The 26351-nt window shown below is 71.7% G+C and carries 26 protein-coding genes; 23 read left to right on the forward strand and 3 right to left on the reverse strand.

Features of this window, described 5'->3' with window-relative positions; genetic code table 11:
- The 8 genes from aroC to nusB all read left to right on the forward strand — a co-directional run.
- Nucleotides 1–801 (forward strand): chorismate synthase (gene aroC, locus ACZ3IJ_RS30950; protein WP_467473552.1); only part of this gene is annotated, 801 nt, incomplete at its 5' end.
- Complete coding sequence (locus ACZ3IJ_RS30955) at nt 798–1316, forward strand: shikimate kinase (RefSeq protein WP_467473554.1); 519 nt, start codon at nt 798–800, stop codon at nt 1314–1316. The genes aroC and ACZ3IJ_RS30955, both read left to right, overlap by 4 nt.
- Nucleotides 1313–2404, forward strand: a complete 1092-nt coding sequence (gene aroB / locus ACZ3IJ_RS30960; RefSeq protein ID WP_467473556.1) for a 3-dehydroquinate synthase — start codon at nt 1313–1315, stop codon at nt 2402–2404. Before ACZ3IJ_RS30955 ends, aroB begins: the two co-directional genes overlap by 4 nt.
- Nucleotides 2401–2847: a type II 3-dehydroquinate dehydratase gene (gene aroQ, locus ACZ3IJ_RS30965; RefSeq protein WP_467473558.1), complete on the forward strand. Its 447-nt coding sequence runs from the start codon at nt 2401–2403 to the stop codon at nt 2845–2847. The genes aroB and aroQ overlap by 4 nt, the downstream gene beginning before the upstream one ends.
- A 136-nt stretch (nt 2848–2983) precedes the next feature.
- Complete coding sequence (locus ACZ3IJ_RS30970) at nt 2984–3904, forward strand: P-loop nucleotide/nucleoside kinase family protein (RefSeq protein ID WP_467473559.1); 921 nt, start codon at nt 2984–2986, stop codon at nt 3902–3904.
- Nucleotides 3905–4029: 125 nt separating this feature from the next.
- Nucleotides 4030–5136, forward strand: a complete 1107-nt coding sequence (locus ACZ3IJ_RS30975; RefSeq protein ID WP_467473561.1) for a M24 family metallopeptidase — start codon at nt 4030–4032, stop codon at nt 5134–5136.
- A gap of 48 nt (nt 5137–5184) precedes the next feature.
- Nucleotides 5185–5751 carry an elongation factor P gene (gene efp / locus ACZ3IJ_RS30980; protein WP_260231136.1) on the forward strand — a complete coding sequence of 189 codons (567 nt, stop codon included), beginning with the start codon at nt 5185–5187 and terminating at the stop codon, nt 5749–5751.
- 2 nt (nt 5752–5753) lie between these two features.
- Complete coding sequence (gene nusB, locus ACZ3IJ_RS30985) at nt 5754–6185, forward strand: transcription antitermination factor NusB (RefSeq protein WP_352186558.1); 432 nt, start codon at nt 5754–5756, stop codon at nt 6183–6185.
- A 205-nt stretch (nt 6186–6390) separates the two neighbouring features.
- On the opposite strand, the gene bldD is transcribed toward nusB, so the two are convergent.
- Nucleotides 6391–6891, reverse strand: a complete 501-nt coding sequence (gene bldD / locus ACZ3IJ_RS30990; protein WP_005319862.1) for a transcriptional regulator BldD — start codon at nt 6889–6891, stop codon at nt 6391–6393.
- 254 nt (nt 6892–7145) lie between these two features.
- Between bldD and pyrR the strand changes: the two genes are divergently transcribed.
- The 14 genes from pyrR (at nt 7146) to ACZ3IJ_RS31060 (ending at nt 23758) form a co-directional block, all read left to right on the forward strand.
- Nucleotides 7146–7709: a bifunctional pyr operon transcriptional regulator/uracil phosphoribosyltransferase PyrR gene (gene pyrR / locus ACZ3IJ_RS30995; protein ID WP_467473564.1), complete on the forward strand. Its 564-nt coding sequence runs from the start codon at nt 7146–7148 to the stop codon at nt 7707–7709.
- 110 nt (nt 7710–7819) lie between these two features.
- Nucleotides 7820–8800 carry an aspartate carbamoyltransferase catalytic subunit gene (locus ACZ3IJ_RS31000; protein ID WP_467473566.1) on the forward strand — a complete coding sequence of 327 codons (981 nt, stop codon included), beginning with the start codon at nt 7820–7822 and terminating at the stop codon, nt 8798–8800.
- 2 nt (nt 8801–8802) lie between these two features.
- Entirely contained in the window at nt 8803–10089 is a 1287-nt protein-coding gene (locus tag ACZ3IJ_RS31005) for a dihydroorotase (RefSeq protein WP_467473568.1), read from the forward strand.
- Nucleotides 10086–10652, forward strand: coding sequence for a PH-like domain-containing protein (locus ACZ3IJ_RS31010; RefSeq protein ID WP_467473570.1), 567 nt, complete (start codon nt 10086–10088; stop codon nt 10650–10652). The genes ACZ3IJ_RS31005 and ACZ3IJ_RS31010 overlap by 4 nt, the downstream gene beginning before the upstream one ends.
- Entirely contained in the window at nt 10649–11791 is a 1143-nt protein-coding gene (gene carA / locus ACZ3IJ_RS31015; RefSeq protein WP_467473571.1) for a glutamine-hydrolyzing carbamoyl-phosphate synthase small subunit, read from the forward strand. Before ACZ3IJ_RS31010 ends, carA begins: the two co-directional genes overlap by 4 nt.
- Complete coding sequence (carB, locus tag ACZ3IJ_RS31020) at nt 11784–15092, forward strand: carbamoyl-phosphate synthase large subunit (protein ID WP_467473573.1); 3309 nt, start codon at nt 11784–11786, stop codon at nt 15090–15092. Before carA ends, carB begins: the two co-directional genes overlap by 8 nt.
- Before the next feature lie 56 nt (nt 15093–15148).
- Entirely contained in the window at nt 15149–16261 is a 1113-nt protein-coding gene (locus ACZ3IJ_RS31025) for a quinone-dependent dihydroorotate dehydrogenase (protein ID WP_467473575.1), read from the forward strand.
- Entirely contained in the window at nt 16258–17145 is an 888-nt protein-coding gene (gene pyrF / locus ACZ3IJ_RS31030; RefSeq protein WP_467473577.1) for an orotidine-5'-phosphate decarboxylase, read from the forward strand. The genes ACZ3IJ_RS31025 and pyrF overlap by 4 nt, the downstream gene beginning before the upstream one ends.
- A gap of 274 nt (nt 17146–17419) precedes the next feature.
- Nucleotides 17420–17743: an integration host factor gene (locus ACZ3IJ_RS31035; RefSeq protein WP_026246651.1), complete on the forward strand. Its 324-nt coding sequence runs from the start codon at nt 17420–17422 to the stop codon at nt 17741–17743.
- A gap of 49 nt (nt 17744–17792) precedes the next feature.
- Nucleotides 17793–18356, forward strand: coding sequence for a guanylate kinase (gene gmk, locus ACZ3IJ_RS31040; RefSeq protein WP_352186567.1), 564 nt, complete (start codon nt 17793–17795; stop codon nt 18354–18356).
- Between the two features lie 68 nt (nt 18357–18424).
- Entirely contained in the window at nt 18425–18697 is a 273-nt protein-coding gene (gene rpoZ, locus ACZ3IJ_RS31045; protein WP_005319902.1) for a DNA-directed RNA polymerase subunit omega, read from the forward strand.
- Nucleotides 18698–18763: 66 nt separating this feature from the next.
- Nucleotides 18764–20026, forward strand: coding sequence for a bifunctional phosphopantothenoylcysteine decarboxylase/phosphopantothenate--cysteine ligase CoaBC (gene coaBC, locus ACZ3IJ_RS31050; RefSeq protein ID WP_467473578.1), 1263 nt, complete (start codon nt 18764–18766; stop codon nt 20024–20026).
- 269 nt (nt 20027–20295) lie between these two features.
- Nucleotides 20296–21504 (forward strand): methionine adenosyltransferase, encoded by a 1209-nt coding sequence (gene metK, locus ACZ3IJ_RS31055; RefSeq protein ID WP_260231122.1) that lies wholly within the window; start codon nt 20296–20298, stop codon nt 21502–21504.
- A 109-nt stretch (nt 21505–21613) separates the two neighbouring features.
- Nucleotides 21614–23758, forward strand: coding sequence for a primosomal protein N' (locus tag ACZ3IJ_RS31060; protein WP_467473581.1), 2145 nt, complete (start codon nt 21614–21616; stop codon nt 23756–23758).
- Nucleotides 23759–23841: 83 nt separating this feature from the next.
- Here ACZ3IJ_RS31060 and ACZ3IJ_RS31065 read toward each other — a convergent pair whose 3' ends face one another.
- Nucleotides 23842–24312 (reverse strand): hemerythrin domain-containing protein, encoded by a 471-nt coding sequence (locus ACZ3IJ_RS31065; RefSeq protein ID WP_467473583.1) that lies wholly within the window; start codon nt 24310–24312, stop codon nt 23842–23844.
- Between the two features lie 268 nt (nt 24313–24580).
- Nucleotides 24581–25102 (reverse strand): hypothetical protein, encoded by a 522-nt coding sequence (locus ACZ3IJ_RS31070; RefSeq protein ID WP_467473584.1) that lies wholly within the window; start codon nt 25100–25102, stop codon nt 24581–24583.
- A 263-nt stretch (nt 25103–25365) separates the two neighbouring features.
- On the opposite strand from ACZ3IJ_RS31070, the gene fmt reads away from it, so the two are divergent.
- A complete protein-coding gene (fmt, locus tag ACZ3IJ_RS31075; protein WP_467473586.1) occupies nt 25366–26298 on the forward strand; it encodes a methionyl-tRNA formyltransferase in 933 nt (310 codons plus the stop codon).
- The last annotated feature ends 53 nt before the right edge of the window (nt 26299–26351 follow it).

Raw genomic sequence — 26351 nt, forward strand, 5'->3', positions numbered from 1 at the left:
GACGAGGCCCGGCCGATCCTGGAGCGTGCTTCGGCGCGGGAGACCGCGGCGCGGGTCGCCCTCGGTGCCATCGCCCGCTCCTTCCTCAAGGAGGCGGCCGGGATCGAGATCGTCTCGCACGTGGTGGAGCTGGCCGCGGCGAAGGCTCCGTACGGCGTGTACCCGACCCCCGCCGACGTCGAGAAGCTCGACGCCGATCCGGTGCGGTGCCTGGACGCGGACGCGTCGAAGGCGATGGTCGCGGAGATCGATCAGGCCCACAAGGACGGCGACACCCTGGGTGGCGTGGTGGAGGTCCTGGCCTACGGGGTTCCGGTCGGGCTCGGGTCCCACGTCCACTGGGACCGTCGGCTCGACGCGCGGCTCGCCGCCGCGCTCATGGGCATCCAGGCGATCAAGGGCGTCGAGGTCGGTGACGGCTTCGAGCTCGCTCGCGTGCCCGGTTCGCAGGCCCACGACGAGATCGTGCGCACCGAGGACGGCATCAAGCGCACCTCCGGCCGCTCCGGTGGTACGGAGGGTGGCCTGACCACCGGTGAGCTGCTCCGCGTCCGCGCCGCGATGAAGCCGATCGCGACCGTCCCGCGCGCGCTCGCCACCGTCGACGTCGCGACCGGAGAGGCCGCCCAGGCCCACCACCAGCGCTCCGACGTCTGCGCCGTCCCGGCCGCGGGGATCGTGGCCGAGGCCATGGTCGCGCTGGTGCTCGCGGACGCGGTGGTCGAGAAGTTCGGCGGCGACTCCGTGCCCGAGACCCGCCGCAACGTGCGCTCGTACCTCGACAACCTGCAGATCCGGTGACGGGCGGCCCGCTGGTCGTCCTCGTCGGCCCCATGGGGTCCGGCAAGTCCACGGTGGGCGCCCTGCTCGCCGGGCGGCTCGGCGTCTCCTACCGGGACACCGACGCGGACATCGTCGCGACGCAGGGCCGGGAGATCTCCGACATCTTCGTCGACGAGGGCGAGTCGTACTTCCGTGAGCTGGAGCGGCAGGCGGTCGCCACCGCCGTCGCCGAGCACACCGGAGTCCTCGCCCTCGGCGGCGGTGCCGTCCTCGACGAGAACACCCGCACCCTCCTGGCCGGCCTCCCCGTCGCCTATCTGTCGATGGACGTGGAGGAAGCCGTACGGCGCGTGGGCCTCGGCGCCGCCCGCCCGCTGCTCGCCGTCAACCCGCGCCGCCAGTGGCGCGAGCTGATGGAGGCCAGGCGCCACCTGTACACCGAAGTCGCGCGGGTCGTCGTGGCCACCGACGACCGCACACCCGAAGAGGTCGCCCAGGCGGTCCTCGACGCTCTGGAGTTGAAGGACGTATGACAGACCAGGTGACGCGGATCCAGGTCGGCGCGAGCGCCGGGCACGACGCGTACGAGGTGCTGGTCGGGCGGCAGCTGCTGGGTGAGCTGGGCGCGCTGATCGGGACGAAGGCGAAGCGGGTCGCGGTGATCCACCCCGAGGCTCTCGCCGGGACCGGTGAGGCGCTGCGCGAGGACCTGGCCGAGCAGGGCTACGAGGCCATCGCCATCCAGGTGCCGAACGCGGAGGAGGCCAAGACCGCCGAGGTGGCCGCGTACTGCTGGAAGGCGCTCGGCCAGTCCAACTTCACCCGCACCGACGTCGTCGTCGGTGTCGGCGGGGGAGCCACCACCGACCTCGCGGGCTTCGTGGCCGCGACCTGGCTGCGCGGGGTCCGCTGGATCGCGGTGCCGACGACGGTTCTCGCGATGGTGGACGCGGCCGTCGGCGGGAAGACGGGCATCAACACCGCCGAGGGCAAGAACCTCGTCGGCGCCTTCCACCCGCCGGCCGGGGTCCTCTGCGACCTGGCCGCGCTGGACTCCCTGCCGGTCAACGACTACGTGAGCGGCCTCGCGGAGATCATCAAGGCCGGCTTCATCGCCGACCCGGTGATCCTCGACCTGATCGAGGCCGACCCGCAGGCAGCCCGTACCCCCGCCGGCCCGCACACCGCCGAGCTGATCGTCCGCTCGATCGAGGTCAAGGCCGAGGTCGTCTCCGGTGACCTGAAGGAGTCGGGCCGCCGGGAGATCCTCAACTACGGCCACACCCTGGCCCACGCGATCGAGAAGAACGAGCGCTACAAGTGGCGTCACGGCGCCGCCGTCTCGGTCGGCATGGTGTTCGCCGCCGAGCTGGGGCGTCTGGCCGGGCGTCTGGACGACGCGACCGCCGACCGGCACCGCGCCGTCCTGGAGTCCGTCGGCCTGCCGCTCACCTACCGCGGCGACCAGTGGCCCAAGCTGCTGGAGACGATGAAGGTCGACAAGAAGTCGCGGGGCGACCTGCTCCGGTTCATCGTCCTCGACGGCCTGGCCAAGCCCACCGTGCTCGAAGGCCCCGACCCCGCCGTCCTCGTCGCCGCCTACGGCGAGGTGTCCGCGTGAGCGACCCCCGGCACGTCCTCGTCCTGAACGGCCCGAACCTCGGCCGGCTGGGCTCCCGCGAACCCGACATCTACGGCGCCACGTCGTACAAGGGCCTGGTGGAGTCCTGCCGGGCCCTCGGCGAGCAGCTCGGCTTCGACGTGGAGGTCCGGGAGACCAACGACGAGGGCGAGATGATCCGCTGGCTCCACGACGCGGCGGACCGTTCGATCCCGGTCGTCCTCAACCCGGGCGCGTTCACCCACTACTCGTACGGGATGCGCGACGCGGCCGCCCAGCGGACCGCTCCGCTGATCGAGGTGCACATCTCGAACCCGTACACCCGTGAGGAGTTCCGGCACACGTCGGTCGTCGCCGCGGTGGCGACCGGGACCGTCGCCGGGTTCGGTATCGGCTCCTACCGGCTGGCCCTGCGGGCTCTGGCCGAGGAGTTGGCCGACTGACGGCGCGATCGACGGTTCCCGCCCGGCCGAAGTAGCAGGCAGGGCACCCTTTTCCGCCCCCGGCCGTTCCCCCTGTGGGGGCCGGGGGCGGTAACGTACCCGGAAGTATCGGCCGTACGAGACGGAGTGGCACCGGATGCAGCACGCAGTGGGGGCTCCGTTGCCGCCCGACCCCTCGGGGTGGACGCCCGGCGCGGGCCGGCCGCCCGTACCTCCCGTGCCGCCCGCACCGCAGGGCGGTCATCCGGCGCCTCAGCCCCCCGCACAGCCGCACGCCGCCCCGCCGGGACCTCCGCCGGGACCGTCGATACCGCCGCCGGCCCCGCAGGCGCCCGGCGCGGCCGCCCCGTACTCGCCGCCGCAGGCCCCCGGCTGGGGCCCCGGAGGCGTACCGGTGCCTTCCGGGCAGCCGGGTTCCCCGCCGCGTGACATCACCGGGCAGGTGCCCCTGCCGCCCGTCCCCGTCCCCTCCGCGCCGCCCGCCGAACCCGGCACCGGAACGGCGACCCTCGCCGTGCTGCTGATCGGCCCCGCGGGCGCCGGCAAGACGACCGTCGCCCGTCACTGGGCGCAGAGCCGTCGCGTCCCGACCGCGCACATCAGCCTCGACGACGTCCGCGAATGGGTCTGCTCCGGTTTCGCCGACCCGCAGTCGGGCTGGAACGAGCACTCCGAGGCCCAGTACCGCCTGGCCCGGCGCACGTGCGGCTTCGCCGCCCGGAACTTCCTGGCCAACGGCATCTCCTGCATCCTCGACGACGCCGTCTTCCCGGACCGTCCCGTCGTGGGCCTCGGCGGCTGGAAGCGGCACGTGGGCCCCGGGCTGCTTCCGGTCGTCCTGCTGCCCGGTCTGGAGATCGTCCTGGAGCGGAACGCCGAGCGCAGCGGCAACCGGCGTCTGTCGGACGAGGAGGTCGCGTCCATACACGGCCGGATGGCGGGCTGGTACGGCTCCGGCCTGCCGATCATCGACAACTCCACGTACGACGTCGAGACCACCGCCCGTGTCCTCGACGAGGTCCTGGCCCGTTCCATCGCGAGCCCGCCGGCCTGGTGACCCGGGCCCTGAGCCGGCCCGCTCCCTGGCCCGGCCCGCTCGGGGACGGGCCTCGGCGGCCCGCCCGTGGCCCGGTCGGCCGCGCTGAGCGGGCCGGGACGCCCGGCTGCTCGTAGGCTCGGAACATGTCACAGGTGTATGCGGACCGCCGTGCGCGGCTGCGCGACCGGTGCGCGGCAGCGGGCAGCCCGGCGGCCCTGGTCTCCCGCCCCGCCAACGTCCGCTATCTCGCGGGCGGTTCGCCGCCCGGTGCCGTACTCCTGCTCGGCCCGGACGAGGATGTGCTGCTCTGTCCGACCGCACCGGGTGCCGATCCGGCCGACGGGCGGCTCGACGAGCTGCTCTGCCAGACGGTGCTGCCCGCCGCCGGAGGGGATCCGGCGGTCGCGGCCGTCGGCATCGCGGCCAAGGCGCGCGCGGACGCCCTCGCCGTCGAGGAGCACCATCTGACCGTCGCCCGTCACAGGGCGATGGGCTCGGTCGCCCCGCAGCTCCGGCTCGCCGACCTCGGCGGAGCCGTCGAGCAGTTGAGGATCGTGAAGGACGAGGACGAGATCGCCTGTCTGCGGATCGCCGCCGAGATCGCCGACCAGGCGCTGGGCGAGCTGCTCGAATCCATCCTCGTGGGGCGGACCGAGCGGCATCTCGCCCTGGAGCTGGAGCGCCGGCTCGTCGACCACGGCGCGGACGGCGCGGCCTTCCCGACGTCCGTGGGCACCGGCCCCAACTCCGGGCGCGGCGGCCACAAGCCCTCCGACCGTCGGGTCGAGGAGGGAGATTTCCTCTCCGTCTGCCTCGGCGCCAACTACCGCGGCTACCGTTGCGAGATCGGCCGTACGTTCGTCATCGGTACCACCCCCGCGGACTGGCAGATCGAGCTCTACGACCTCGTCTTCGCCGCTCAGCGGGCCGGACGGGAGTCCCTCGCCCCCGGTACCGAGTTCCGCGACGTGGACCGCGCGGCACGCCAGATCCTGGACGCGGCGGGGCACGGTGAGGCCGTTTCGCCGGTCACCGGGCACGGTGTCGGGCTCGATATCGACGAGGACCCGCAGCTCGCACCCGCGGCCATGGGTAAACTGGACGCTTGTGTGCCGGTCACCGTCGAACCGGGGGTCCACCTCCCGGGCCGGGGCGGGGTCCGGATCGATGACACGCTCGTCGTGCGCCAGGAGGCGGACGGCGGACCCGAGCTACTCACCATTACGACCAAGGAGCTGCTCGCGCTGTAGGGCGCGTACGCCTCCCCGGTCCACGTCAGTCCAGGAGATTCCGCAACCGTGGCTTCCACGAACGACCTCAAGAACGGCATGGTGCTCAAGCTCGAAGGCGGCCAGCTCTGGTCCGTCGTCGAGTTCCAGCACGTCAAGCCCGGCAAGGGCCCGGCCTTCGTGCGCACCAAGCTCAAGAACGTGCTGTCCGGCAAGGTCGTCGACAAGACCTTCAACGCGGGCGTGAAGGTCGACACGGCCACCATCGACCGCCGCGACATGCAGTTCTCCTACATGGACGGCGACTACTTCGTCTTCATGGACATGGAGACCTACGACCAGCTGCACGTCGACCGCAAGGCCGTCGGCGACGCCGCCAACTTCCTGATCGAGGGCTTCACCGCCTCGGTCGCCCAGCACGAGGGCTCGGTGCTCTACGTCGAGCTCCCCGCCGCCGTCGTGCTGACCATCCAGCACACGGACCCGGGCGTCCAGGGCGACCGCTCCACCGGTGGCACCAAGCCCGCCACGCTGGAGACCGGCCACGAGATCCAGGTCCCGCTCTTCATCACCACCGGTGAGAAGATCAAGGTCGACACCCGCAGCAGCGACTACCTCGGCCGGGTGAACGACTAACCGTGGCTGCCCGCAGCAAGGCCCGTAAGCGCGCCTTCCAGATCCTCTTCGAGGCCGACCAGCGCGGTGCGTCCGTGCAGCAGGTGCTCGCGGACTGGGTTCGGCACGCACGGTCCGACGACCGCCAGCCGCCGGTCAACGAGTTCACGATGGTGCTGGTCGAGGGGTACGCGGACCACGCGAACCGGATCGACGAGCTCATCGCCACCTATGCGGTGGACTGGGACCTGGACCGGATGCCGGTCGCCGACCGGAACATCGTGCGCCTCGGCGCGTACGAGCTGATCTGGCTCGACGAGACCCCGGACGCCGTGGCGATCGACGAGGCGGTGCAGCTCGCCAAGGAGTTCTCCACGGACGAGTCGCCGACCTTCGTCAACGGCCTTCTGGCGCGCTTCAAGGACCTGAAGCCGCGCCTGCGCCGGGACGCCTGAGAGACGGCCTCCGGCAGTCGAAGGGGCCCGCAGCACATCGTGCTGCGGGCCCCTTCGCCGTGTCCGGGTCCTGCCTCCGGCTCCAGTGACCGCCATAGCCCCCCGGGCCTCCGGAAGCCCCCTCGGGACACAGAGAAACCGCCGGGGCACGGAAGGCTCTCAGGCCCTCCGCGCCCCGGCGGCAACGTTTCTGCTGAGTTCTCGCTCAGCTCTCCTCGTGGGCGACCGCGCGGCGCGCGTCCGCGTCCAGGACGCCCCAGCTGATCAGCTGCTCGGTCAGAACCGAGGGCGACTGGTCGTAGATGACCGCGAGCGTGCGCAGGTCGTCCTGGCGGATCGACAGGACCTTGCCGTTGTAGTCACCACGCTGCGACTGGATCGTCGCCGCGTAGCGCTGCAGCGGGCCGGCCTTCTCCTGCGGGACGTGGGCAAGCCGCTCCAGGTCGAGCACGAGCTTCGGCGGCGGCTCGGCGGCCCCGCCCGGGGTCGTGCCCGGCAGGAGCTCCTGCACGGGGACGCCGTAGAAGTCCGCCAGCTCGGCGAGGCGCTGCACCGTCACTGCACGGTCACCACGCTCGTACGAGCCGACCACGACGGCCTTCCAGCGGCCCTGGGACTTCTCTTCCACACCGTGGAGGGAAAGGCCCTGCTGGGTGCGGATGGCACGGAGCTTGGCCCCGAGCTGCTTTGCGTATTCGCTGGACATATAGCTCCCCGGACGCTGGACGCTGTAGACAACGTGCGGCTCCGCCGCCTGGCTGGTAACTCACTGTGAGGTTACGCAGCGTTACTCTCCTCCGTCAAGCCGAATGGTCCATACCGCCCCCTCCCGGGGGACGGCGCCCGGAGTGGCGGCAGGGTGGTGAGCAGGGCGGTCACCCGCCCCTGGTAGAGTCGAGGGCGCAAATCCGACGTCCTTTAAGGTCCGTCCCGTGAGGCGGAGAAGGAGGTCCGTTTCTTATGGACGCACAGCAGCACACCGATGCGGCACGCCCGGTTCTCGAGGGCCCCGACATCGCGCGGGTCCTGACCCGCATCGCCCACGAGATCGTCGAGCGCGCCAAGGGCGCCGACGACGTGGTCCTCCTCGGCATCCCGACGCGTGGCGTCTTCCTCGCCCGTCGGCTGGCCGACAAACTCGCCGAGATCACCGGACGCAAGGTCCCGGTCGGCTCGCTCGACATCACCATGTACCGCGACGACCTGCGGATGAAGCCCGCCCGCGCCATCGGCCGCACCGAGATCCCCGGTGACGGCGTCGACGGCCGGCTGGTCGTCCTCGTCGACGACGTGCTCTTCTCCGGCCGTACGATCCGCGCCGCGCTCGACGCGCTCGGCGACATCGGCCGCCCCAGGGCCGTCCAGCTCGCGGTCCTCGTCGACCGCGGTCACCGCGAACTCCCGATCCGTGCCGACTACGTCGGCAAGAACCTCCCCACGTCGCTGCGCGAGACGGTCAAGGTCCAGCTCGCCGAGGAGGACGGTCGCGACACCGTGCTGCTCGGCAGCAGGACCACCGCCTAGCCGGTCCGGCTTCCCGACGGGTCCAGGGCACACCCCTGCGCGCCCGCCCCCGCCGGGGCGGTCCTGCACACCCCTGGGCCCCCCACCTCCCGACCACGGAGAACACCCCGATGATGCGTCACCTCATCTCGGCCGCCGACCTCACGCGCGACGACGCCGTCCTCATCCTCGACACCGCCGAGGAGATGGCGCGGGTCGCCGACCGGCCGATCAAGAAGCTGCCCACGCTGCGCGGCCGGACCATCTGCAACCTCTTCTTCGAGGACTCCACCCGTACCCGGATCTCCTTCGAGGCCGCCGAGAAGCGCCTCTCCGCCGACGTGATCAACTTCGCGGCCAAGGGCTCCAGCGTCTCCAAGGGCGAGTCCCTCAAGGACACCGCGCAGACCCTGGAGGCGATGGGCGTCGACGCCGTCGTCATCCGTCACGGCGCCTCCGGAGCCCCCTACCGGCTCGCCACCTCCGGCTGGATCGACGCTCCCGTCGTCAACGCGGGCGACGGCACCCACCAGCACCCCACCCAGGCCCTGCTGGACGCCTTCACCATGCGCCGGCGTCTCGTCGGCCGCGACGCCGGCCTCGGCCAGGACCTCGCCGGCAAGCGCATCACGATCGTCGGAGACGTCCTGCACAGCCGGGTCGCCCGCTCCAACGTCGACCTGCTGCACACCCTCGGCGCCGAGGTCACCCTGGTGGCCCCGCCCACGCTCGTCCCGGTCGGAGTCGAGACCTGGCCGTGCGACATCAGCTACGACCTCGACAGCGTGCTGCCGAAGTCCGACGCGGTCATGATGCTGCGTGTGCAGCGCGAGCGGATGAACGCGGCCTTCTTCCCGACCGAGCGCGAGTACTCCCGGCGGTACGGGCTCGACGGCGACAGGATGGCGAGGATGCCCGAGCACGCCATCGTCATGCACCCCGGTCCGATGGTTCGCGGCATGGAGATCACCGCCGAGGTCGCCGACTCCGACCGCTGCACGGTCATCGAGCAGGTCGCCAACGGCGTCTCCGTCCGGATGGCCGTCCTCTACCTGCTTCTGGGCGGCAACGAGCCCGCCGTCAGCCACACGCGTACCGAGGAGAGCAAGTAACCATGAGCAAGATTCTTATCCGCGGTGCCAAGGTGCTGGGCGGCGAGGCGCAGGACGTCCTGATCGACGGCGAGACCGTCGCGGAGGTCGGCACGGGACTGTCCGCCGAGGGCGCGACGGTGATCGAGGCCGACGGGCAGATCCTGCTGCCGGGCCTGGTCGACCTCCACACCCATCTGCGTGAGCCGGGCCGTGAGGACTCCGAGACCGTCCTCACCGGCACCCGCGCCGCCGCCTCCGGCGGCTTCACCGCCGTCTTCGCGATGGCCAACACCTTCCCGGTCGCCGACACCGCCGGTGTCGTCGAGCAGGTCTACCGGCTCGGCAAGGAGTCCGGCTACTGCGACGTGCAGCCCATCGGCGCCGTCACCGTCGGCCTGGAGGGCAAGAAGCTCGCCGAGCTCGGCGCCATGCACGACTCCGCCGCCGGCGTCACCGTCTTCTCCGACGACGGCAAGTGCGTCGACGACGCCGTGATCATGCGCCGCGCCCTGGAGTACGTGAAGGCCTTCGGCGGCGTCGTCGCCCAGCACGCCCAGGAGCCCCGCCTCACCGAGGGCGCCCAGATGAACGAGGGCGTCGTCTCCGCCGAGCTCGGGCTCGGCGGCTGGCCGGCCGTCGCCGAGGAGTCGATCATCGCCCGTGACGTGCTCCTCGCCGAGCACGTCGGCTCCCGGGTCCACATCTGCCACCTCTCCACCGCCGGCTCCGTCGAGATCGTCCGCTGGGCCAAGTCCCGCGGCATCGACGTCACCGCCGAGGTCACCCCGCACCACCTCCTCCTCACCGACGAGCTGGTCCGGAGCTACAACCCGGTCTACAAGGTCAACCCGCCGCTGCGCACCGAGCGCGACGTGATGGCGCTGCGCGAGGCCCTGGCCGACGGCACGATCGACATCGTCGCCACCGACCACGCCCCGCACCCGCACGAGGACAAGGACTGCGAGTGGGCCGCGGCCGCCATGGGCATGGTGGGCCTGGAGACCGCGCTCTCCGTCGTCCAGCAGACGATGGTCGAGACCGGACTCCTCGACTGGGCAGGCGTCGCCGACCGGATGTCGGTGAAGCCCGCCGAGATCGGGCGGGCCAAGGGCCACGGACGCCCCGTCTCGGCAGGTGAGCCCGCCAACCTGACCCTGGTCGATCCGGCATACCGTGGTCCCGTGGACCCCGCGGGCTTCGCCTCCCGCAGCCGCAACACCCCGTACGAGGGCCGCGAGCTGCCGGGACGCGTCACCCACACCTTCCTGCGGGGCCGGGCAACGCTCGTCGACGGGAAGCTGGCGTGACACTCATCGAACTGGCCGCCGAGGCCGAGAAGAAGTCGGCGGAGGTGACCGACTGGGCCGGACGGATCGGCTGGGTCGCGGGACTCCTGCTCTTCATCGCCTTCGTCTACTGGCTGATGCGCCAGGGATGGAAGTGGCGCGGCAGCCTCCAGTCGGACCTCCCCGAACTGCCGGGAATGCCCGGGACCGCCGGTGAGGCGACACTGAAGCTCAGCGGCCGGTACCACGGCTCGACCACGGCCGGGCAGTGGCTCGACCGGATCGTCGCCCACGGCCTCGGGGTCCGCAGCCGCGTGGAGCTCACCCTCACGGACGCGGGGATCGAGGTCGTACGCCCCGGGGCGAACGACTTCTTCATCCCGGCCGCGGCCCTGCGCGAGGCCCGGCTCGACAAGGGCATCGCGGGCAAGGTCCTCGCCGAGGGCGGGCTGCTGATCGTCACGTGGGCGCACGGCGAGAAGCTGCTCGACTCCGGCTTCCGGTCCGACCGGGCGGCGGAACACGCCACCTGGGTCGAGACCCTCAACAGCATGAACAAGACGACGGAAGGCACCGCACGATGACGACCTCCACCCGGGGAACCGGCAAAGTTCCCGCCGTACTCGTCCTGGAGGACGGCCGCATCTTCCGCGGCCGTGCCTACGGGGCCGTGGGGGAGACCTTCGGCGAGGCCGTGTTCTCCACCGGCATGACCGGCTACCAGGAGACCCTGACCGACCCGTCGTACCACCGCCAGGTGGTCGTGATGACCGCCCCGCACGTCGGCAACACCGGCGTCAACGACGAGGACCCCGAGTCCTCCCGCATCTGGGTCTCCGGCTACGTCGTCCGCGACCCCGCGCGCGTCACCTCCAACTGGCGCGCCAAGCGCTCGCTGGACGAGGAGCTCGCCGCCCAGGGCGTCGTCGGCATCTCCGGCATCGACACCCGCGCCCTCACCCGCCACCTGCGCGAGAGCGGCGCCATGCGCGTCGGCATCTTCTCCGGCCAGGCGCTGCCCGACGAGGGCACCATGCTCGCCGAGGTCCGCCAGGCCCCCGAGATGACGGGCGCGAACCTCTCCGCCGAGGTCGCCACCAAGGAGACCTACGTCGTCCCCGCGATCGGCACCAAGAAGTTCACCGTCGCCGCCGTCGACCTCGGCATCAAGGGCATGACCCCGCACCGGATGGCCGAGCGCGGCATCGAGGTCCACGTCCTGCCCGCCACCGCGACCGCCGAGGACGTCTACGCCGTCAACCCCGACGGTGTGTTCTTCTCCAACGGCCCCGGCGACCCGGCCACGGCCGACGGTCCCGTCGCCGTGATGCGGGCCGTCCTGGAGCGCAGGACCCCGCTCTTCGGCATCTGCTTCGGCAACCAGATCCTCGGCCGCGCGCTCGGCTTCGGCACCTACAAGCTGAAGTACGGCCACCGGGGCATCAACCAGCCGGTGCAGGACCGTACGACCGGCAAGGTCGAGGTCACCGCGCACAACCACGGCTTCGCCGTCGACGCGCCCCTCGACAAGGTCTCCGAGACCCCCTTCGGGCGTGCCGAGGTCTCGCACGTCTGCCTGAACGACAACGTGGTGGAAGGCCTCCAGCTGCTCGACCAGCCGGCCTTCTCCGTCCAGTACCACCCCGAGGCGGCCGCGGGCCCGCACGACGCCGCGTACCTCTTCGACCGTTTCGTATCCCTGATGGAGGCCGAGCGTGCCTAAGCGCACCGATATCCAGTCCGTCCTGGTCATCGGCTCCGGCCCGATCGTCATCGGCCAGGCCGCCGAGTTCGACTACTCCGGCACCCAGGCCTGCCGCATCCTCAAGGCCGAGGGCCTGCGGGTGATCTTGGTCAACTCCAACCCGGCCACGATCATGACCGACCCGGAGATCGCCGACGCCACCTACGTCGAGCCGATCACCCCCGAGTTCGTCGAGAAGATCATCGCCAAGGAGCGCCCCGACGCCCTCCTGCCCACCCTCGGCGGCCAGACCGCGCTCAACACCGCGATCTCCATGCACGAGCAGGGCGTCCTGGAGAAGTACGGCGTCGAGCTCATCGGCGCCAACGTGGAGGCCATCCACAAGGGCGAGGACCGCGACCTCTTCAAGGGCGTCGTCGAGGCCGTCAAGGCCAAGATCGGTTACGGCGAGTCCGCCCGCTCGGTCATCTGCCACTCCATGGACGACGTCCTCGAGGGCGTCGAGACGCTCGGCGGCTACCCCGTCGTCGTCCGCCCCTCCTTCACGATGGGCGGCGCCGGCTCCGGCTTCGCCCACGACGAGGACGAGCTGCGCCGCATCGCCGGCCAGGGCCTGACGCTCTCTCCCACCACCGAGGTGCTCCTGGAGGAGTCCATCCTCGGCTGGAAGGAGTACGAGCTGGAGCTGATGCGCGACCGGAACGACAACGTCGTGGTCGTCTGCTCCATCGAGAACTTCGACCCGATGGGCGTCCACACCGGTGACTCGATCACCGTCGCCCCGGCGATGACCCTCACCGACCGCGAGTACCAGCGGCTGCGGGACATCGGCATCGCGATCATCCGCGAGGTCGGCGTCGACACCGGCGGCTGCAACATCCAGTTCGCGGTCAACCCGGACGACGGCCGGATCATCGTCATCGAGATGAACCCGCGCGTCTCCCGCTCCTCCGCCCTCGCCTCCAAGGCGACCGGATTCCCGATCGCGAAGATCGCGGCGCGTCTCGCCGTCGGCTACACGCTGGACGAGATCCCGAACGACATCACGGAGAAGACCCCGGCGTCCTTCGAGCCAACGCTCGACTACGTCGTCGTCAAGGCCCCGCGATTCGCCTTCGAGAAGTTCCCGCAGGCCGACTCCACGCTGACCACGACCATGAAGTCCGTCGGCGAGGCCATGGCCATCGGCCGCAACTTCACCGAAGCGCTGCAGAAGGCCCTGCGCTCCCTGGAGAAGAAGGGCTCGCAGTTCACCTTCGTCGGCGAGCCCGGCGACAAGGCCGAGCTGCTCAGCGAGGCGGTCCGCCCGACCGACGGCCGCATCAACACGGTCATGCAGGCCATCCGCGCCGGGGCCACCCCCGAGGAGGTCTTCGAGGCCACGAAGATCGACCCGTGGTTCGTCGACCAGCTCTTCCTCATCAAGGAGATCGCCGACGAGCTCGCCGAGGCCGAGAAGCTCCACCCCGAGCTGCTCGCCGAGGCCAAGCGCCACGGCTTCTCCGACGTCCAGATCGCCGAGATCCGCGGCCTGCGCGAGGACGTCGTCCGTGAGGTCCGGCACGCGCTCGGCGTCCGCCCGGTCTACAAGACGGTCGACACCTGCGCCGCCGAGTTCGCCGCCAAGACCCCGTACTTCTACTCCTCGTACGACGAGGAGAGCGAGGTCGCGCCGCGCACCAAGCCCGCCGTGATCATCCTGGGTTCCGGCCCGAACCGCATCGGCCAGGGCATCGAGTTCGACTACTCCTGCGTCCACGCCTCCTTCGCCCTGAGCGACGCCGGCTACGAGACCGTGATGGTCAACTGCAACCCGGAGACCGTCTCCACCGACTACGACACCTCCGACCGCCTGTACTTCGAGCCGCTGACGCTCGAGGACGTCCTGGAGATCGTGCACGCCGAGACGCTGGCCGGCCCCGTCGCCGGTGTCGTCGTCCAGCTCGGCGGCCAGACCCCCCTGGGCCTCTCCCAGGCGCTCAAGGACAACGGCGTGCCGGTCGTCGGCACCTCCCCGGAGGCCATCCACGCCGCCGAGGACCGCGGTGCCTTCGGCCAGGTCCTCGCCGAGGCGGGCCTCCCGGCCCCCAAGCACGGCACCGCGACCACCTTCGCCGGCGCCAAGGCCATCGCCGACGAGATCGGCTACCCCGTCCTCGTACGCCCCTCGTACGTGCTCGGCGGCCGCGGCATGGAGATCGTCTACGACGAGACCCGCCTGGAGTCGTACATCGCCGAATCGACCGAGATCAGCCCCACCCGGCCGGTCCTGGTCGACCGCTTCCTCGACGACGCCATCGAGATCGACGTCGACGCCCTCTACGACGGTCACGAGCTGTACCTCGGCGGCGTCATGGAGCACATCGAGGAAGCCGGCATCCACTCCGGCGACTCGGCCTGCGCCCTGCCCCCGATCACCCTCGGCGGCTTCGACATCAAGCGCCTGCGCGCCTCCACGGAGGCCATCGCCAAGGGCGTCGGCGTGCGCGGCCTGATCAACATCCAGTTCGCGATGGCCGGCGACATCCTGTACGTCCTCGAGGCCAACCCGCGCGCCTCCCGGACCGTTCCCTTCACGTCGAAGGCGACCGCCGTACCGCTGGCGAAGGCCGCCGCCCGCATCTCGCTCGGCGCCACCATCGCCGAGCTGCGCGAGGAGGGGCTGCTCCCGAAGACCGGTGACGGCGGCACCCTGCCGCTCGACGCGCCGATCTCCGTCAAGGAGGCCGTGATGCCGTGGACCCGCTTCCGCGACATCCAGGGCCGCGGCGTGGACACCGTCCTCGGCCCGGAGATGCGCTCCACCGGCGAGGTCATGGGCATCGACACCGTCTTCGGCACGGCGTACGCCAAGTCGCAGGCCGGCGCCTACGGCCCGCTGCCCACCAAGGGCCGCGCCTTCATCTCCGTCGCCAACCGCGACAAGCGCTCGATGATCTTCCCGGCGCGCGAGCTGGTCGCCCACGGCTTCGAGCTGATGGCCACCTCGGGCACGGCGGAGGTGCTCAAGCGCAACGGCATCAACGCCACGATCGTGCGCAAGCAGTCCGAGGGCGAGGGCCCGAACGGCGAGAAGACGATCGTCCAGCTGATCCACGACGGTCAGGTCGACCTGATCGTCAACACCCCGTACGGCACCGGTGGCCGCCTCGACGGCTACGACATCCGTACGGCGGCGGTCGCCCGCTCCGTCCCGTGCCTCACCACGGTCCAGGCGCTCGCCGCCGCCGTCCAGGGCATCGAGGCGCTCGGCCACGGCGACGTCGGCGTCCGCTCGCTCCAGGAACACGCGGAACACCTGACCGCGGCCCGCGACTAGCAACCCACGAGGGGGACACCGGAAACGGTGTCCCCCTCTTGCTGAGGACACCCCACATGTACAAGTTCTTCTTCGACCTCGTCTTCAAGCGGATGGACCCGGAGCAGGCCCACCACCTGGCCTTCCGCTGGATCCGCCTGGCCGCCCGCGTCCCGGTGCTGCGCACCTTCGTCGCCGCCGTGCTCGCGCCCCGCTACAAGGAGCTGCGCACCGAGGCCCTCGGCCTGCGCATGCACGGCCCCTTCGGCCTCGCCGCCGGATTCGACAAGAACGCCGTCGCCATCGACGGCATGTCGATGCTCGGCTTCGACCACATCGAGATCGGCACCGTCACCGGCGAGGCCCAGCCCGGCAACCCCAAGAAGCGGCTCTTCCGCCTCGTCCCGGACCGCGCGCTCATCAACCGCATGGGCTTCAACAACGAGGGCTCCGCCGCCGTCGCCGAACGCCTCCACGCGCGCGTGCCGGTCTTCAGGACCGTCGTGGGCGTCAACATCGGCAAGACCAAGGTCGTCCCGGAGGCCGAGGCCGCCGCCGACTACGTGAAGTCCACCGAGCGCCTCGCCCGGTACGCCGACTACCTCGTCGTCAACGTCTCCTCACCGAACACCCCGGGGCTGCGCAACCTCCAGGCCACCGAGTCCCTGCGCCCGCTGCTCACCGCCGTACGCGAGGCGGCCGACCGCACGGTCACCGACCGCCGCGTCCCGCTCCTGGTCAAGATCGCCCCCGACCTGGCCGACGAGGACGTCGACGCCGTCGCCGACCTGGCCCTGGAGCTCGGTCTCGACGGCATCATCGCCACCAACACCACCATCGCCCGCGAGGGCCTCGGCCTGACGTCCGACCCGGCCCTGGTCAAGGAGACCGGCGGGCTCTCCGGCGCCCCCGTCAAGGAGCGCTCCCTCGCCGTCCTCAGGCGCCTCCACGCACGCGTGGGCGACCGGCTGGTCCTCGTGGGCGTCGGCGGCATCGAGAACGCCGAGGACGCCTGGCAGCGCATCCTGGCCGGCGCCACCCTGATCCAGGGCTACAGCGCCTTCATCTACGAGGGGCCGTTCTACGCCCGCGCGATCCACAAGGGCCTCGCCGCGCGCCTCGCCGCCTCCCCGTACGCCACCCTCGCCGAGGCCGTCGGCGCCGACAACCGAAAGGCCGCAACCTCGTGACCGCCCTCCCGTCGCCCGACCGCCACCCCTCGACGACGCCCCTCGGCCGGCCCCTGCCGTTCGGCACCCGTCTGCGCTCCGCCATGGACGAGCGCGGTCCGCTCTGCGTCGGCATCGACCCGCACGCGGCTCTCCTCGACTCCTGGGGCCTGACCGACGACATCGCGGGCCTGGAGCGCTTCACCTTCACGGTCGTGGAGGCGCTCGCGGAGACCGTCGCCGTCTTCAAGCCGCAGGCCGCGTTCTTCGAGCGCTTCGGCTCGCGCGGCGTCGCCGTCCTGGAGCGCGCCGTCGCCGATCTGCGGGCCGAGGGCGGCCTGGTCGTCATGGACGCCAAGCGCGGCGACATCGGCTCCACCATGGCCGCGTACGCGGAGGCCTTCCTCCGCAAGGACTCCCCGCTGTTCTCGGACGCGCTCACGGTCTCGCCGTACCTCGGCTACGGCTCCCTGAAGCCGGCCGTCGACCTGGCGCGGGAGAACGGCGCGGGCCTCTTCGTCCTGGCCCTCACCTCCAACCCGGAGGGCGCGGAGGTCCAGCGGGCCGTCCGCGAGGACGGCCGGACCATCGGCGCCACGATGCTGGCCCACCTCGCCGAGGAGAACGCGGGGGAGACCCCCATGGGCTCCTTCGGCGCGGTCGTCGGCGCGACGCTCGGCGACCTGTCCTCGTTCGACCTGGACATCAACGGCCCGCTCCTGGCCCCCGGCCTCGGCGCCCAGGGCGCGACCCCCGCCGACCTCCCCGCGGTCTTCGGCACGGCCGTCCGCAACGTCGTCCCCAACGTCAGCCGCGGCGTCCTCAAGCACGGTCCGGACGCCTCCGCACTGCGCACCTCGGCGGAGCGCTACGCGACCGAAATCCGCGAGGCCGTCGCCGGCTGAGGGTCCTCCGGACCAATCCGCAGGTGAGGGCCGTCTCATTCCTTGACAAGATCCTTACCCAAAACCCGGTTGTTATGCCGGAAAAGTCCTGGTCGGTCGATGCTGACCAGGACTTTTCGCTTGTTCTCGCTGACTGGAGAGACATTGGCCGCTAGTCTCCGGGGCAGAGTCGGCGTTCAACGTCACATGCGTTGGTCGCTGCTCCACTGGTGTGGGGCGATCAGGTTCCTCACCGGTCCGTATCCGACAGTTCGACATCCGAGGTGACGTAGGCGTGGCTCTTCCGCCCCTTACCCCTGAACAGCGCGCAGCCGCGCTCGAAAAGGCCGCCGCGGCTCGCCGGGAGCGGGCCGAGGTCAAGAATCGACTCAAGCACTCCGGCGCCTCCCTCCACGAGGTCATCAAGCAGGGCCAGGAGAACGACGTCATCGGCAAGATGAAGGTCTCCGCCCTGCTCGAGTCCCTCCCCGGCGTGGGCAAGGTCCGCGCCAAGCAGATCATGGAGCGACTCGGGATCTCCGAGAGCCGCCGTGTCCGGGGGCTCGGTTCCAACCAGATCGCCTCCCTGGAGCGCGAGTTCGGCAGCACCGGCGCCTGAGACGGGACTGCCGTCCCAGGCACCCCCGTAAAGCTGGAATAATCGCTGCATGGCAGCAGAGGTACGTCCGCGGCTGACCGTGCTCTCCGGCCCCTCCGGGGTGGGCAAGAGCACGGTCGTCGCTCATATGCGCAAGGTCCACCCCGAGGTCTGGCTCTCGGTGTCGGCCACGACACGAAAGCCCCGCCCCGGCGAGAAGCACGGCGTCCAGTACTTCTTCGTCACGGACGACGAGTTCGACAAGCTGGTCGCCAACGGGGAACTTCTCGAATGGGCCGAGTTCGCGGGCAACCGCTACGGCACGCCGCGCCAGGCGGTGCTGGAGCGCCTGGAGGCCGGCGAGCCCGTGCTCCTGGAGATCGACCTCCAGGGCGCCCGGCAGGTCAAGGAGTCCATGACGGACTCGCAGCTGGTCTTCCTGGCGCCGCCGAGCTGGGACGAGCTGGTCCGCCGGCTCACCGGCCGCGGCACCGAGTCGCCCGAGGTCATCGAGCGCCGGCTGGAGGCCGCCAAGATCGAACTGGCCGCCGAGCCGGAGTTCGACACCACCCTGGTCAACACCTCCGTCGAGGACGTGGCGCGTGAGCTGCTAGCCTTGATGAACGTTGTTTGATCTTTTTCTGATCACCTGGATCTGATCATCCCGATCAGCTCACAGAAGTTTCTTCGGAAGGCTAGAGCGTGTCCTCTTCCATCACCGCGCCCGAGGGCATCATCAACCCGCCGATCGACGAGCTGCTCGAGGCCACCGACTCGAAGTACAGCCTCGTGATCTACGCGGCCAAGCGCGCGCGTCAGATCAACGCGTACTACTCGCAGCTCGGCGAGGGCCTGCTCGAGTACGTCGGTCCGCTCGTCGACACCCACGTCCACGAGAAGCCGCTCTCGATCGCCCTGCGCGAGATCAACGCGGGTCTGCTGACCTCCGAGGCCATCGAGGGCCCGGCGCAGTAAGCACGTACGAACGTCGCGTTCGTCACCCCAGGCCCGGCGGAACATCCGCCGGGCCTGTGGTGTCTCATGGAGTCGTACGCATCCGAGTACGCAGTCCGAGTGCGGGGAGTGGCAGTGGTGACCAAGCCGAAGGTCGTTCTGGGCGTCAGCGGCGGCATCGCCGCGTACAAGGCCTGTGAGCTGCTCCGGCGGCTGACCGAGTCGGGTCACGACGTCCGTGTCGTGCCGACCGACTCCGCCCTGAACTTCGTCGGCGCGGCCACCTGGTCCGCCCTCTCCGGCAACCCCGTCTCCACCGAGGTGTGGGAGTCCGTCCACGAGGTCCCGCACGTACGGATCGGGCAGGCCGCCGACCTCGTCGTCGTGGCCCCCGCCACCGCCGACATGCTCGCCAAGGCCGCCCACGGCCTCGCCGACGACCTCCTGACGAACACGCTGCTCACCGCCCGCTGTCCGGTCGTCTTCGCCCCCGCGATGCACACCGAGATGTGGGAGCACCCCGCCACCCAGGAGAACGTGGCCACGCTCCGCCGGCGCGGCGCCGTCGTCATCGAGCCCGCGGTCGGACGTCTCACCGGCGTCGACACCGGCAAGGGCCGGCTGCCCGACCCGGGGGAGATCTTCGAGGTCTGCCGGCGGATCCTCGCGCGCGGCACGGCCGCCCCCGATCTCGCCGGCCGTCATGTCGTGGTCAGCGCGGGCGGCACCCGGGAGCCCCTCGACCCGGTCCGCTACCTGGGCAACCGTTCCTCCGGCAAGCAGGGCTACGCCCTGGCCAAGGCCGCCGCCGCCCGGGGCGCCCGGGTCACGCTCGTCGAGGCCAACACCGGCATCCCCGACCCGGCCGGGGTCGACGTCGTCCACGTCGGCACGGCGGTCCAGCTGCGCGAGGCCGTTCTCAAGGCCACGGCCGACGCCGATGCCGTGGTCATGGCCGCCGCCGTCGCCGACTTCCGCCCGGCCGTCTACGCCCCCGGCAAGATCAAGAAGCGGGACGACGTCGAGGCACCGGTCGTCGAGCTGGTCCGCAACCCCGACGTCCTCGCCGAGATCTCCGCCGACCGGGCCCTGCCGGACCAGGTGATCGTCGGCTTCGCGGCCGAGACGGACGACGTCCTCGCCAACGGGCGGGAGAAGCTCCGCCGCAAGGGCTGCGACCTGCTCGTGGTCAACGAGGTGGGTGAGCGCAAGACCTTCGGCTCCGAGGAGAACGAGGCCGTGATCCTCGCCTCCGACGGTTCCGACACGCCCGTTCCGTACGGCCCGAAGGAAGCACTGGCCGAGAAGGTCTGGGACCTGGTCGCACCCCGCCTTCGGTCCCTTCCCTGAGAGAATTCGGGGAAATCTCACTCCCGGCGGCCGGATTTCACCGTGCCGGCCGAGTGAATTTCCCGGGAAAACGGTCCAAGCGGGCGATCCGAGCCGGTGAGAGCGGCGCGGGACGGACCGGAACCGGCGAGCGGGACGCTCCCATCTTCCGAGACACCTGGCCCAATGGCTGATGACGCCCGATAGACTGTTCTTGGTACGACGCGGGGCGCAGCCCCCTGCCGTCCGACATTGTTCAGCCAGCAGCCGCTGCAACCCCAGGGAGCATTGTGTCCCGTCGTCTGTTCACTTCGGAGTCCGTGACCGAAGGTCACCCCGACAAGATCGCTGACCAGATCAGCGACACCATCCTCGACGCGCTCCTCCGCGAGGACCCCACGTCCCGCGTGGCCGTCGAGACGCTGATCACCACCGGCCTCGTACACGTCGCCGGCGAGGTCACCACGAAGGCGTGGGCCGACATCCCCACCCTCGTTCGGAACAAGATCCTCGAGATCGGGTACGACTCCTCGAAGAAGGGCTTCGACGGCGCGTCCTGCGGCGTCTCGGTCTCCATCGGGTCGCAGTCCCCGGACATCGCGCAGGGCGTCGACACGGCGTACGAGAAGCGCGTCGAGGGCGACGAGGACGAGCTGGACAAGCAGGGCGCCGGCGACCAGGGCCTGATGTTCGGGTACGCGTCGGACGAGACCCCGGAGCTCATGCCGCTCCCGATCTACCTCGCGCACCGGCTCTCCCGCCGTCTGACCGAGGTCCGCAAGAACGGGACGATCCCGTACCTGCGCCCCGACGGCAAGACCCAGGTCACCATCGAGTACGACGGCGACAAGGCCGTCCGCCTCGACACGGTCGTGGTCTCCTCGCAGCACGCCTCGGACATCGACCTCGAGTCGCTGCTCGCGCCCGACATCCGTGAGTTCGTCGTCGAGCACGTCCTGAAGCAGCTCGTCGAGGACGGCATCAAGCTGGACGTCGACGGCTACCGCCTCCTGGTGAACCCGACCGGCCGCTTCGAGATCGGCGGCCCGATGGGCGACGCCGGCCTCACCGGCCGCAAGATCATCATCGACACCTACGGCGGCATGGCCCGCCACGGCGGCGGTGCCTTCTCCGGCAAGGACCCGTCCAAGGTCGACCGCTCGGCCGCCTACGCCATGCGCTGGGTCGCCAAGAACGTCGTGGCCGCGGGCCTCGCCTCGCGCTGCGAGGTCCAGGTCGCGTACGCGATCGGCAAGGCGGAGCCCGTCGGTCTCTTCGTCGAGACCTTCGGCACGAACACCGTCGAGACCGAGAAGATCGAGAACGCCATCGGCGAGGTCTTCGACCTCCGCCCGGCCGCGATCATCCGCGACCTCGACCTGCTCCGCCCGATCTACGCCCAGACCGCGGCGTACGGCCACTTCGGCCGCGAGCTCCCCGACTTCACCTGGGAGCGCACGGACCGCGTGGACGCCCTGAAGAAGGCCGCGGGCCTGTAGGCATCGCGCCCCCCCGCACACGACGGAGGCCCGGCACCCCTGGGGGGTGCCGGGCCTCCGCGCGTCCGGCCCGGCCCGGCTGTCGGTGCTGTCTGGTAGGTATGGGGCTGTGAGCAGCGAGAACGAGACGCCCGAGGGTGCGGCCGGTGAGTCGCACGAGCAGCTCGCGCTCATTCGGGAGTCCGTGCGGAAGGCGAAGGTGCCGCGGGCCAAGCCGCGGACGTGGCGAGGGGCCGCGCTGGCCAAGGAGCTTCCCGTCGCGCGGGTGGTGGTCAACAAGGGAGTGCTCCATCTCGACCAGTTCTTCGACTACGCCGTGCCCGAGGAGCTGGACGCCGTCGCGCAGCCGGGGGTGCGGGTACGGGTGCGGTTCGGGGCCGGGGCGCACCAGGTCAGGGACGGGCGGCGCGAGGGCGGGCGGCTGATCGACGGGTTCCTCGTCGAGCGGCGCGCCGAGTCGGACTACAAGGGCGCGCTGGCCGCGCTCGCCGACGTCGTGTCGCCCGAGCCGGTACTCAGCGCCGAGCTCCTGGGGCTCGCGCGGGCCGTCGCCGACCGGTACGCGGGGAGCCTGGCCGACGTGCTCCAGCTCGCGATTCCGCCCCGCAGCGCGCGAGCCGAGGGGAAGGCGTCCCCCGAGCCGCTGCCCCCGCCCGCCGCGCCCGAGCCGGGCAGCTGGGGGAGGTACGAGCGCGGTCCGGCCTTCCTGGACGCCCTGGCCCGTGGCGGCGCCCCACGCGCCGTCTGGAACGCGCTGCCGGGGCCGTACTGGGCCGAGGAGCTGGCCCGGGCCGTGGGCGCCACGCTCGCCTCCGGGCGCGGCGCGCTGGTCGTCGTACCCGACGGGCGGGCCGCCTCGCGCGTGGACGCGGCGCTCGCGGCCCTGCTGGGGCCCGGGCGGCACGCACTGCTCACGGCCGAGACCGGACCGGAGAAGCGGTACGCCCAGTGGCTCGCCGTACGGCGTGGGGCCGTGCGGGCGGTCGTCGGTACCCGCGCCGCGATGTTCGCGCCCGTCCGCGACCTCGGGCTCGTCGCCATCTGGGACGACGGCGACGGCAGCCACAGCGAGCCGCACGCCCCGCAGCCCCACGCGCGCGACGTCCTGCTGCTGCGCGCCGCCCACGACGGGTGCGCCTTCCTGCTCGGCTCGACCAGCTGCACCGTCGAGGCCGCACAGCTCGTGGAGTCCGGCTGGGCCGCGCCCGTCGTCGCCGGCCGTGACCAGGTGCGCGTCGCCGCCCCGCTCGTCCGCACCGTCGGGGACGAACTGCTCGCCCGCGACGAGGCGGCGCGCGCCGCGCGGCTGCCGTCGCTTGCCTGGGAGACCGTACGGGAGGGCCTGAAGACCGGCCCCGTGCTGGTCCAGGTCCCGCGCCGGGGCTACGTACCGAGGCTGGCGTGCGAGCGCTGCCGGACGCCCGCCCGCTGCCGGCACTGCGCCGGGCCCCTGGAGGCACCCGAGCAGCAGGAACTGCGGTGCGGGTGGTGCGGGCAGGGCGCGCCGGACTGGAATTGCGTCGAGTGCGGCGCGACGCGGCTGCGGGCGCAGATCGTGGGCGCGCGCCGCACGGCGGAGGAACTGGGCCGGGCGTTCCCCGCGGTACCGGTACGGACGTCGGGCCGGGACCACGTCCTGGACACCGTGCCCGGACGGCCCGCGCTCGTGGTGTCGACGCCGGGGGCGGAGCCGGTCGCCGAGGGCGGCTATGCGGCGGCGCTGCTCCTCGACGGCTGGGCGATGCTCGGCCGCCCCGACCTGCGGGCGGGCGAGGAGGCGCTGCGCCGCTGGATCGACGCGGCCTCGCTGGTACGGGGGCAGGCCGAGGGCGGCACGGTGGTGGTGGTCGCGGAGCCGACGCTGCGGCCGGTGCAGGCCCTGGTGCGGTGGGACCCCGTGGGCCATGCCCAGCGCGAGCTGGCCGAGCGGGCGGAGCTCGGCTTCCCGCCGGTGTCCCGGATGGCGGCGGTCTCGGGTCCGCCTGATGCGGTCGTGGCGTTTCTTTCGGCCGCCGAACTGCCCGGTGACGCGGAGGTGTTGGGACCGGTGCCGCTGCCCGTCGTACGGCCCGGAGGTCCGCGGCGGCCGGGGGACACCCCGCCGGGCGAGCAGTGGGAGCGCGCACTCGTCCGCGTGCCCCCGGGCAACGGCGCGGCGCTCGCGGCGGCGATGAAGAAGGCCCAGGCGGCGCGGCTGGCACGGGGCGGCGGGGAGGCCGTGCGGGTGCGGGTGGATCCACCGGACATCGGCTGACGCGCCGTGGGGCCGGACGGCGGCGCCGTCGGGCCCCACGGGGTCCCTTCCCGCAGGTCAGCCGTGCGGGGGGCGTGGTTCGGTCACAACGGGCCCAGCACCTCCCTGGGCTCGGCCGCCAACTCCAGGGTTTCGAGCACGGTGAGCAGCTGCCGCTCCTCGTAGCGGAAGTGGTTCTCCATGATCGCCGCGATGCCTTCGAGGTGGTGATCGAGCTCCCCGGGCGGCGCCGCCCTGTCGACCGCGGCCTGCAGGCCGCCGATCAGGTGGGCGATCATCGAGTGATCCTGCTGGAGCGAGCGCAGCACCGGCCGAAGCTCCGGATGGGCAGCTGCGATGGCCGGGAACAGGGTGTGGTCCTCGCCCTGATGATGGCCGTCGAGTGCCGTACAGAACCCATGGCAGTACAGCAGCAGTTCACGGGTGGCCGCTTCACCGGGAGTGCCGTCGGCAAGGGAGGCGCGGGTCAGGGCCAGCGCTTCCCTCAGTCGGCCGTGGACCCGGCGGAGTTCTTGGCTCCAGGCGACGAGCCTGGTCGTCTCGCGCTCAGTCACGCGAGAACGAAGGGTGCGACGAGAGCATCGTCGATCTCCTTCGGTTCGGCGCCTCCATGCCTGGCACGGTCTGCCACCGGCACGCGACGCTGCACCCACCTTACCGTGCCGTCACGGCATCTGACGCCCCGTCGCCCCACGGGCGGCGGTCACGGAGATCGATCAGGGTACGGCGACCCGGGCACGGCGACGCTCGGAACGGTCTGTCGCGGGACCCCGCCGCCCCGGTGCGGTGGACCGGGGCGGCGGCGGGGCGGACGGCGGCGGGTCAGCCGTTGCGGGGGCCCGGGAAGGCCGGGGGGCGGGGGTCCTCGCGGAGGGGCGACTGCTGCGCCGCCGCCGGCTGCGGAGGCATCGTGCGGGCCGGCGGCACCGCCGGGAGCGTGCGTGCCACCACCGGCTCCGGGGCGCGCTCCTGCTCCACCACCACACCCGGCTGCGGCGCGCGCCGTGCGCCGTACCGGCGGTGGACCGCCTGCTTCGTGACCCCGAGCGCCGAGCCCACCGCGTCCCACGAGAACCCCAGCGAGCGGTCGAAGTCGACCGCCGCCGTCACCAGCGTCTCGACGCTGTCCCGCAGCTCCTGCGCGAGCCGGACGGTCGGCGCGGGTGCCCGGCCGTAGACGACGAAGCCGGTCGACGGGCCGGAGCGGCGCGGACGGTAGACGTTGCCCAACTGGGCCGTGAGTGTGCGCAGTGCGTCGACCTGGCGCCGGACCCGCTCGATGTCCCGCACCAACAGGTGCAGACTCGCCCGGGCTTGGGCGTCGTGGGTTGCGTGGTCGGCCATGTGAAAGCCTCTCGAACCGGCGTGGAAAAGGGTCGGGCCACGACGAGGGGGCGGGGCCCGTTTCGGTCAATCTCTCTTGACCAACGCGCCACCCGGGGTTGGGTCACGCATCGGGGGCGTACACGCATATGCGTGGGGCGCTCGCCGTGACGTACGCCCCCTCGCGCCACGGCCTCTAGACTGGTGCGCTGCCCTCCCCCGAGCGCTCGGCTCCGCTCGAGCAGGGGGGTACCCCCATCGCCCCGAGACGCGAGGTTCTCCGAGTGAAGCTGGTCTTCGCAGGCACCCCCGAGGTCGCCGTGCCCGCCCTGGATGCCCTGCTCGCCTCCGGCCGGCACGAGGTGGCCGCCGTCGTGACCCGCCCCGACGCCCCCGCCGGCCGTGGCCGGCGCCTGGTCGCGAGCCCGGTCGCCCAGCGGGCGGAGGAGGCCGGGATCGAGATCCTCAGGCCGGCGCGGCCGAGGGACGAGGCGTTCCTCGCCCGGCTGCGGGAGATCGCGCCGGACTGCTGCCCGGTCGTCGCGTACGGCGCTCTGCTCCCCAAGGTCGCCCTCGACATCCCGGCGCACGGCTGGGTCAACCTGCACTTCTCGCTGCTGCCGGCGTGGCGTGGCGCGGCGCCCGTGCAGCACGCCGTCATGGCGGGCGACGAGGTGACGGGCGCGTCGACCTTCCAGATCGAGGAGGGTCTCGACTCCGGACCGGTCTACGGCGTGATCACCGAGGACGTCCGCCCCACCGACACCAGCGGCGACCTCCTGACCCGGCTCGCCTTCGCGGGTGCGGGCCTGCTCTCCGCGACGATGGACGGCATCGAGGACGGCGCCCTGAAGGCCGTTCCGCAGCCCGCCGAAGGCATCACCCTCGCGCCCAAGATCCAGGTCGAGGACGCGCATGTGGACTGGAAGACCCCGGCGCTGCGCGTGGACCGCGTGGTGCGCGGCTGCACGCCCGCCCCGGGCGCGTGGACCGTGTTCCGCGGCGAGCGCCTCAAGCTGATCCACGCGGCGCTGGTCCCGGACCGTACCGATCTGACGCCCGGCGAACTCGCGGCCGGCAAGAACAACGTCTACGTCGGCACCGGCTCGCACGCCGTCGAGCTGCTCTGGGTCCAGCCGCAGGGCAAGAAGCCGATGAAGGCCGCCGACTGGGCGCGCGGCGTCCGCATCGCACCCGGCGAGCGTGTCGGCGTCTAGGGCCGGTCTTTCGGATCATGCCGGGGCCGTCCCCGTCGTCACGGGGGCTTTTC

The organism is Streptomyces sp. NPDC013317 (genome assembly GCF_055563155.1).

Bases quoted from the DNA above. Each gene is read 5' to 3' on its own strand.
- aroB (WP_467473556.1), top strand. From the start codon at position 1,313: ATGACAGACCAGGTGACGCGGATCCAGGTCGGCGCGAGCGCCGGGCAC.
- ACZ3IJ_RS30970 (WP_467473559.1), top strand. From the start codon at position 2,984: ATGCAGCACGCAGTGGGGGCTCCGTTGCCGCCCGACCCCTCGGGGTGG.
- ACZ3IJ_RS30975 (WP_467473561.1), top strand. From the start codon at position 4,030: ATGTCACAGGTGTATGCGGACCGCCGTGCGCGGCTGCGCGACCGGTGC.
- bldD (WP_005319862.1), bottom strand. From the start codon at position 6,891: ATGTCCAGCGAATACGCAAAGCAGCTCGGGGCCAAGCTCCGTGCCATC.
- pyrR (WP_467473564.1), top strand. From the start codon at position 7,146: ATGGACGCACAGCAGCACACCGATGCGGCACGCCCGGTTCTCGAGGGC.
- ACZ3IJ_RS31000 (WP_467473566.1), top strand. From the start codon at position 7,820: ATGATGCGTCACCTCATCTCGGCCGCCGACCTCACGCGCGACGACGCC.
- ACZ3IJ_RS31005 (WP_467473568.1), top strand. From the start codon at position 8,803: ATGAGCAAGATTCTTATCCGCGGTGCCAAGGTGCTGGGCGGCGAGGCG.
- carA (WP_467473571.1), top strand. From the start codon at position 10,649: ATGACGACCTCCACCCGGGGAACCGGCAAAGTTCCCGCCGTACTCGTC.
- ACZ3IJ_RS31025 (WP_467473575.1), top strand. From the start codon at position 15,149: ATGTACAAGTTCTTCTTCGACCTCGTCTTCAAGCGGATGGACCCGGAG.
- gmk (WP_352186567.1), top strand. From the start codon at position 17,793: ATGGCAGCAGAGGTACGTCCGCGGCTGACCGTGCTCTCCGGCCCCTCC.
- coaBC (WP_467473578.1), top strand. From the start codon at position 18,764: ATGGAGTCGTACGCATCCGAGTACGCAGTCCGAGTGCGGGGAGTGGCA.
- ACZ3IJ_RS31070 (WP_467473584.1), bottom strand. From the start codon at position 25,102: ATGGCCGACCACGCAACCCACGACGCCCAAGCCCGGGCGAGTCTGCAC.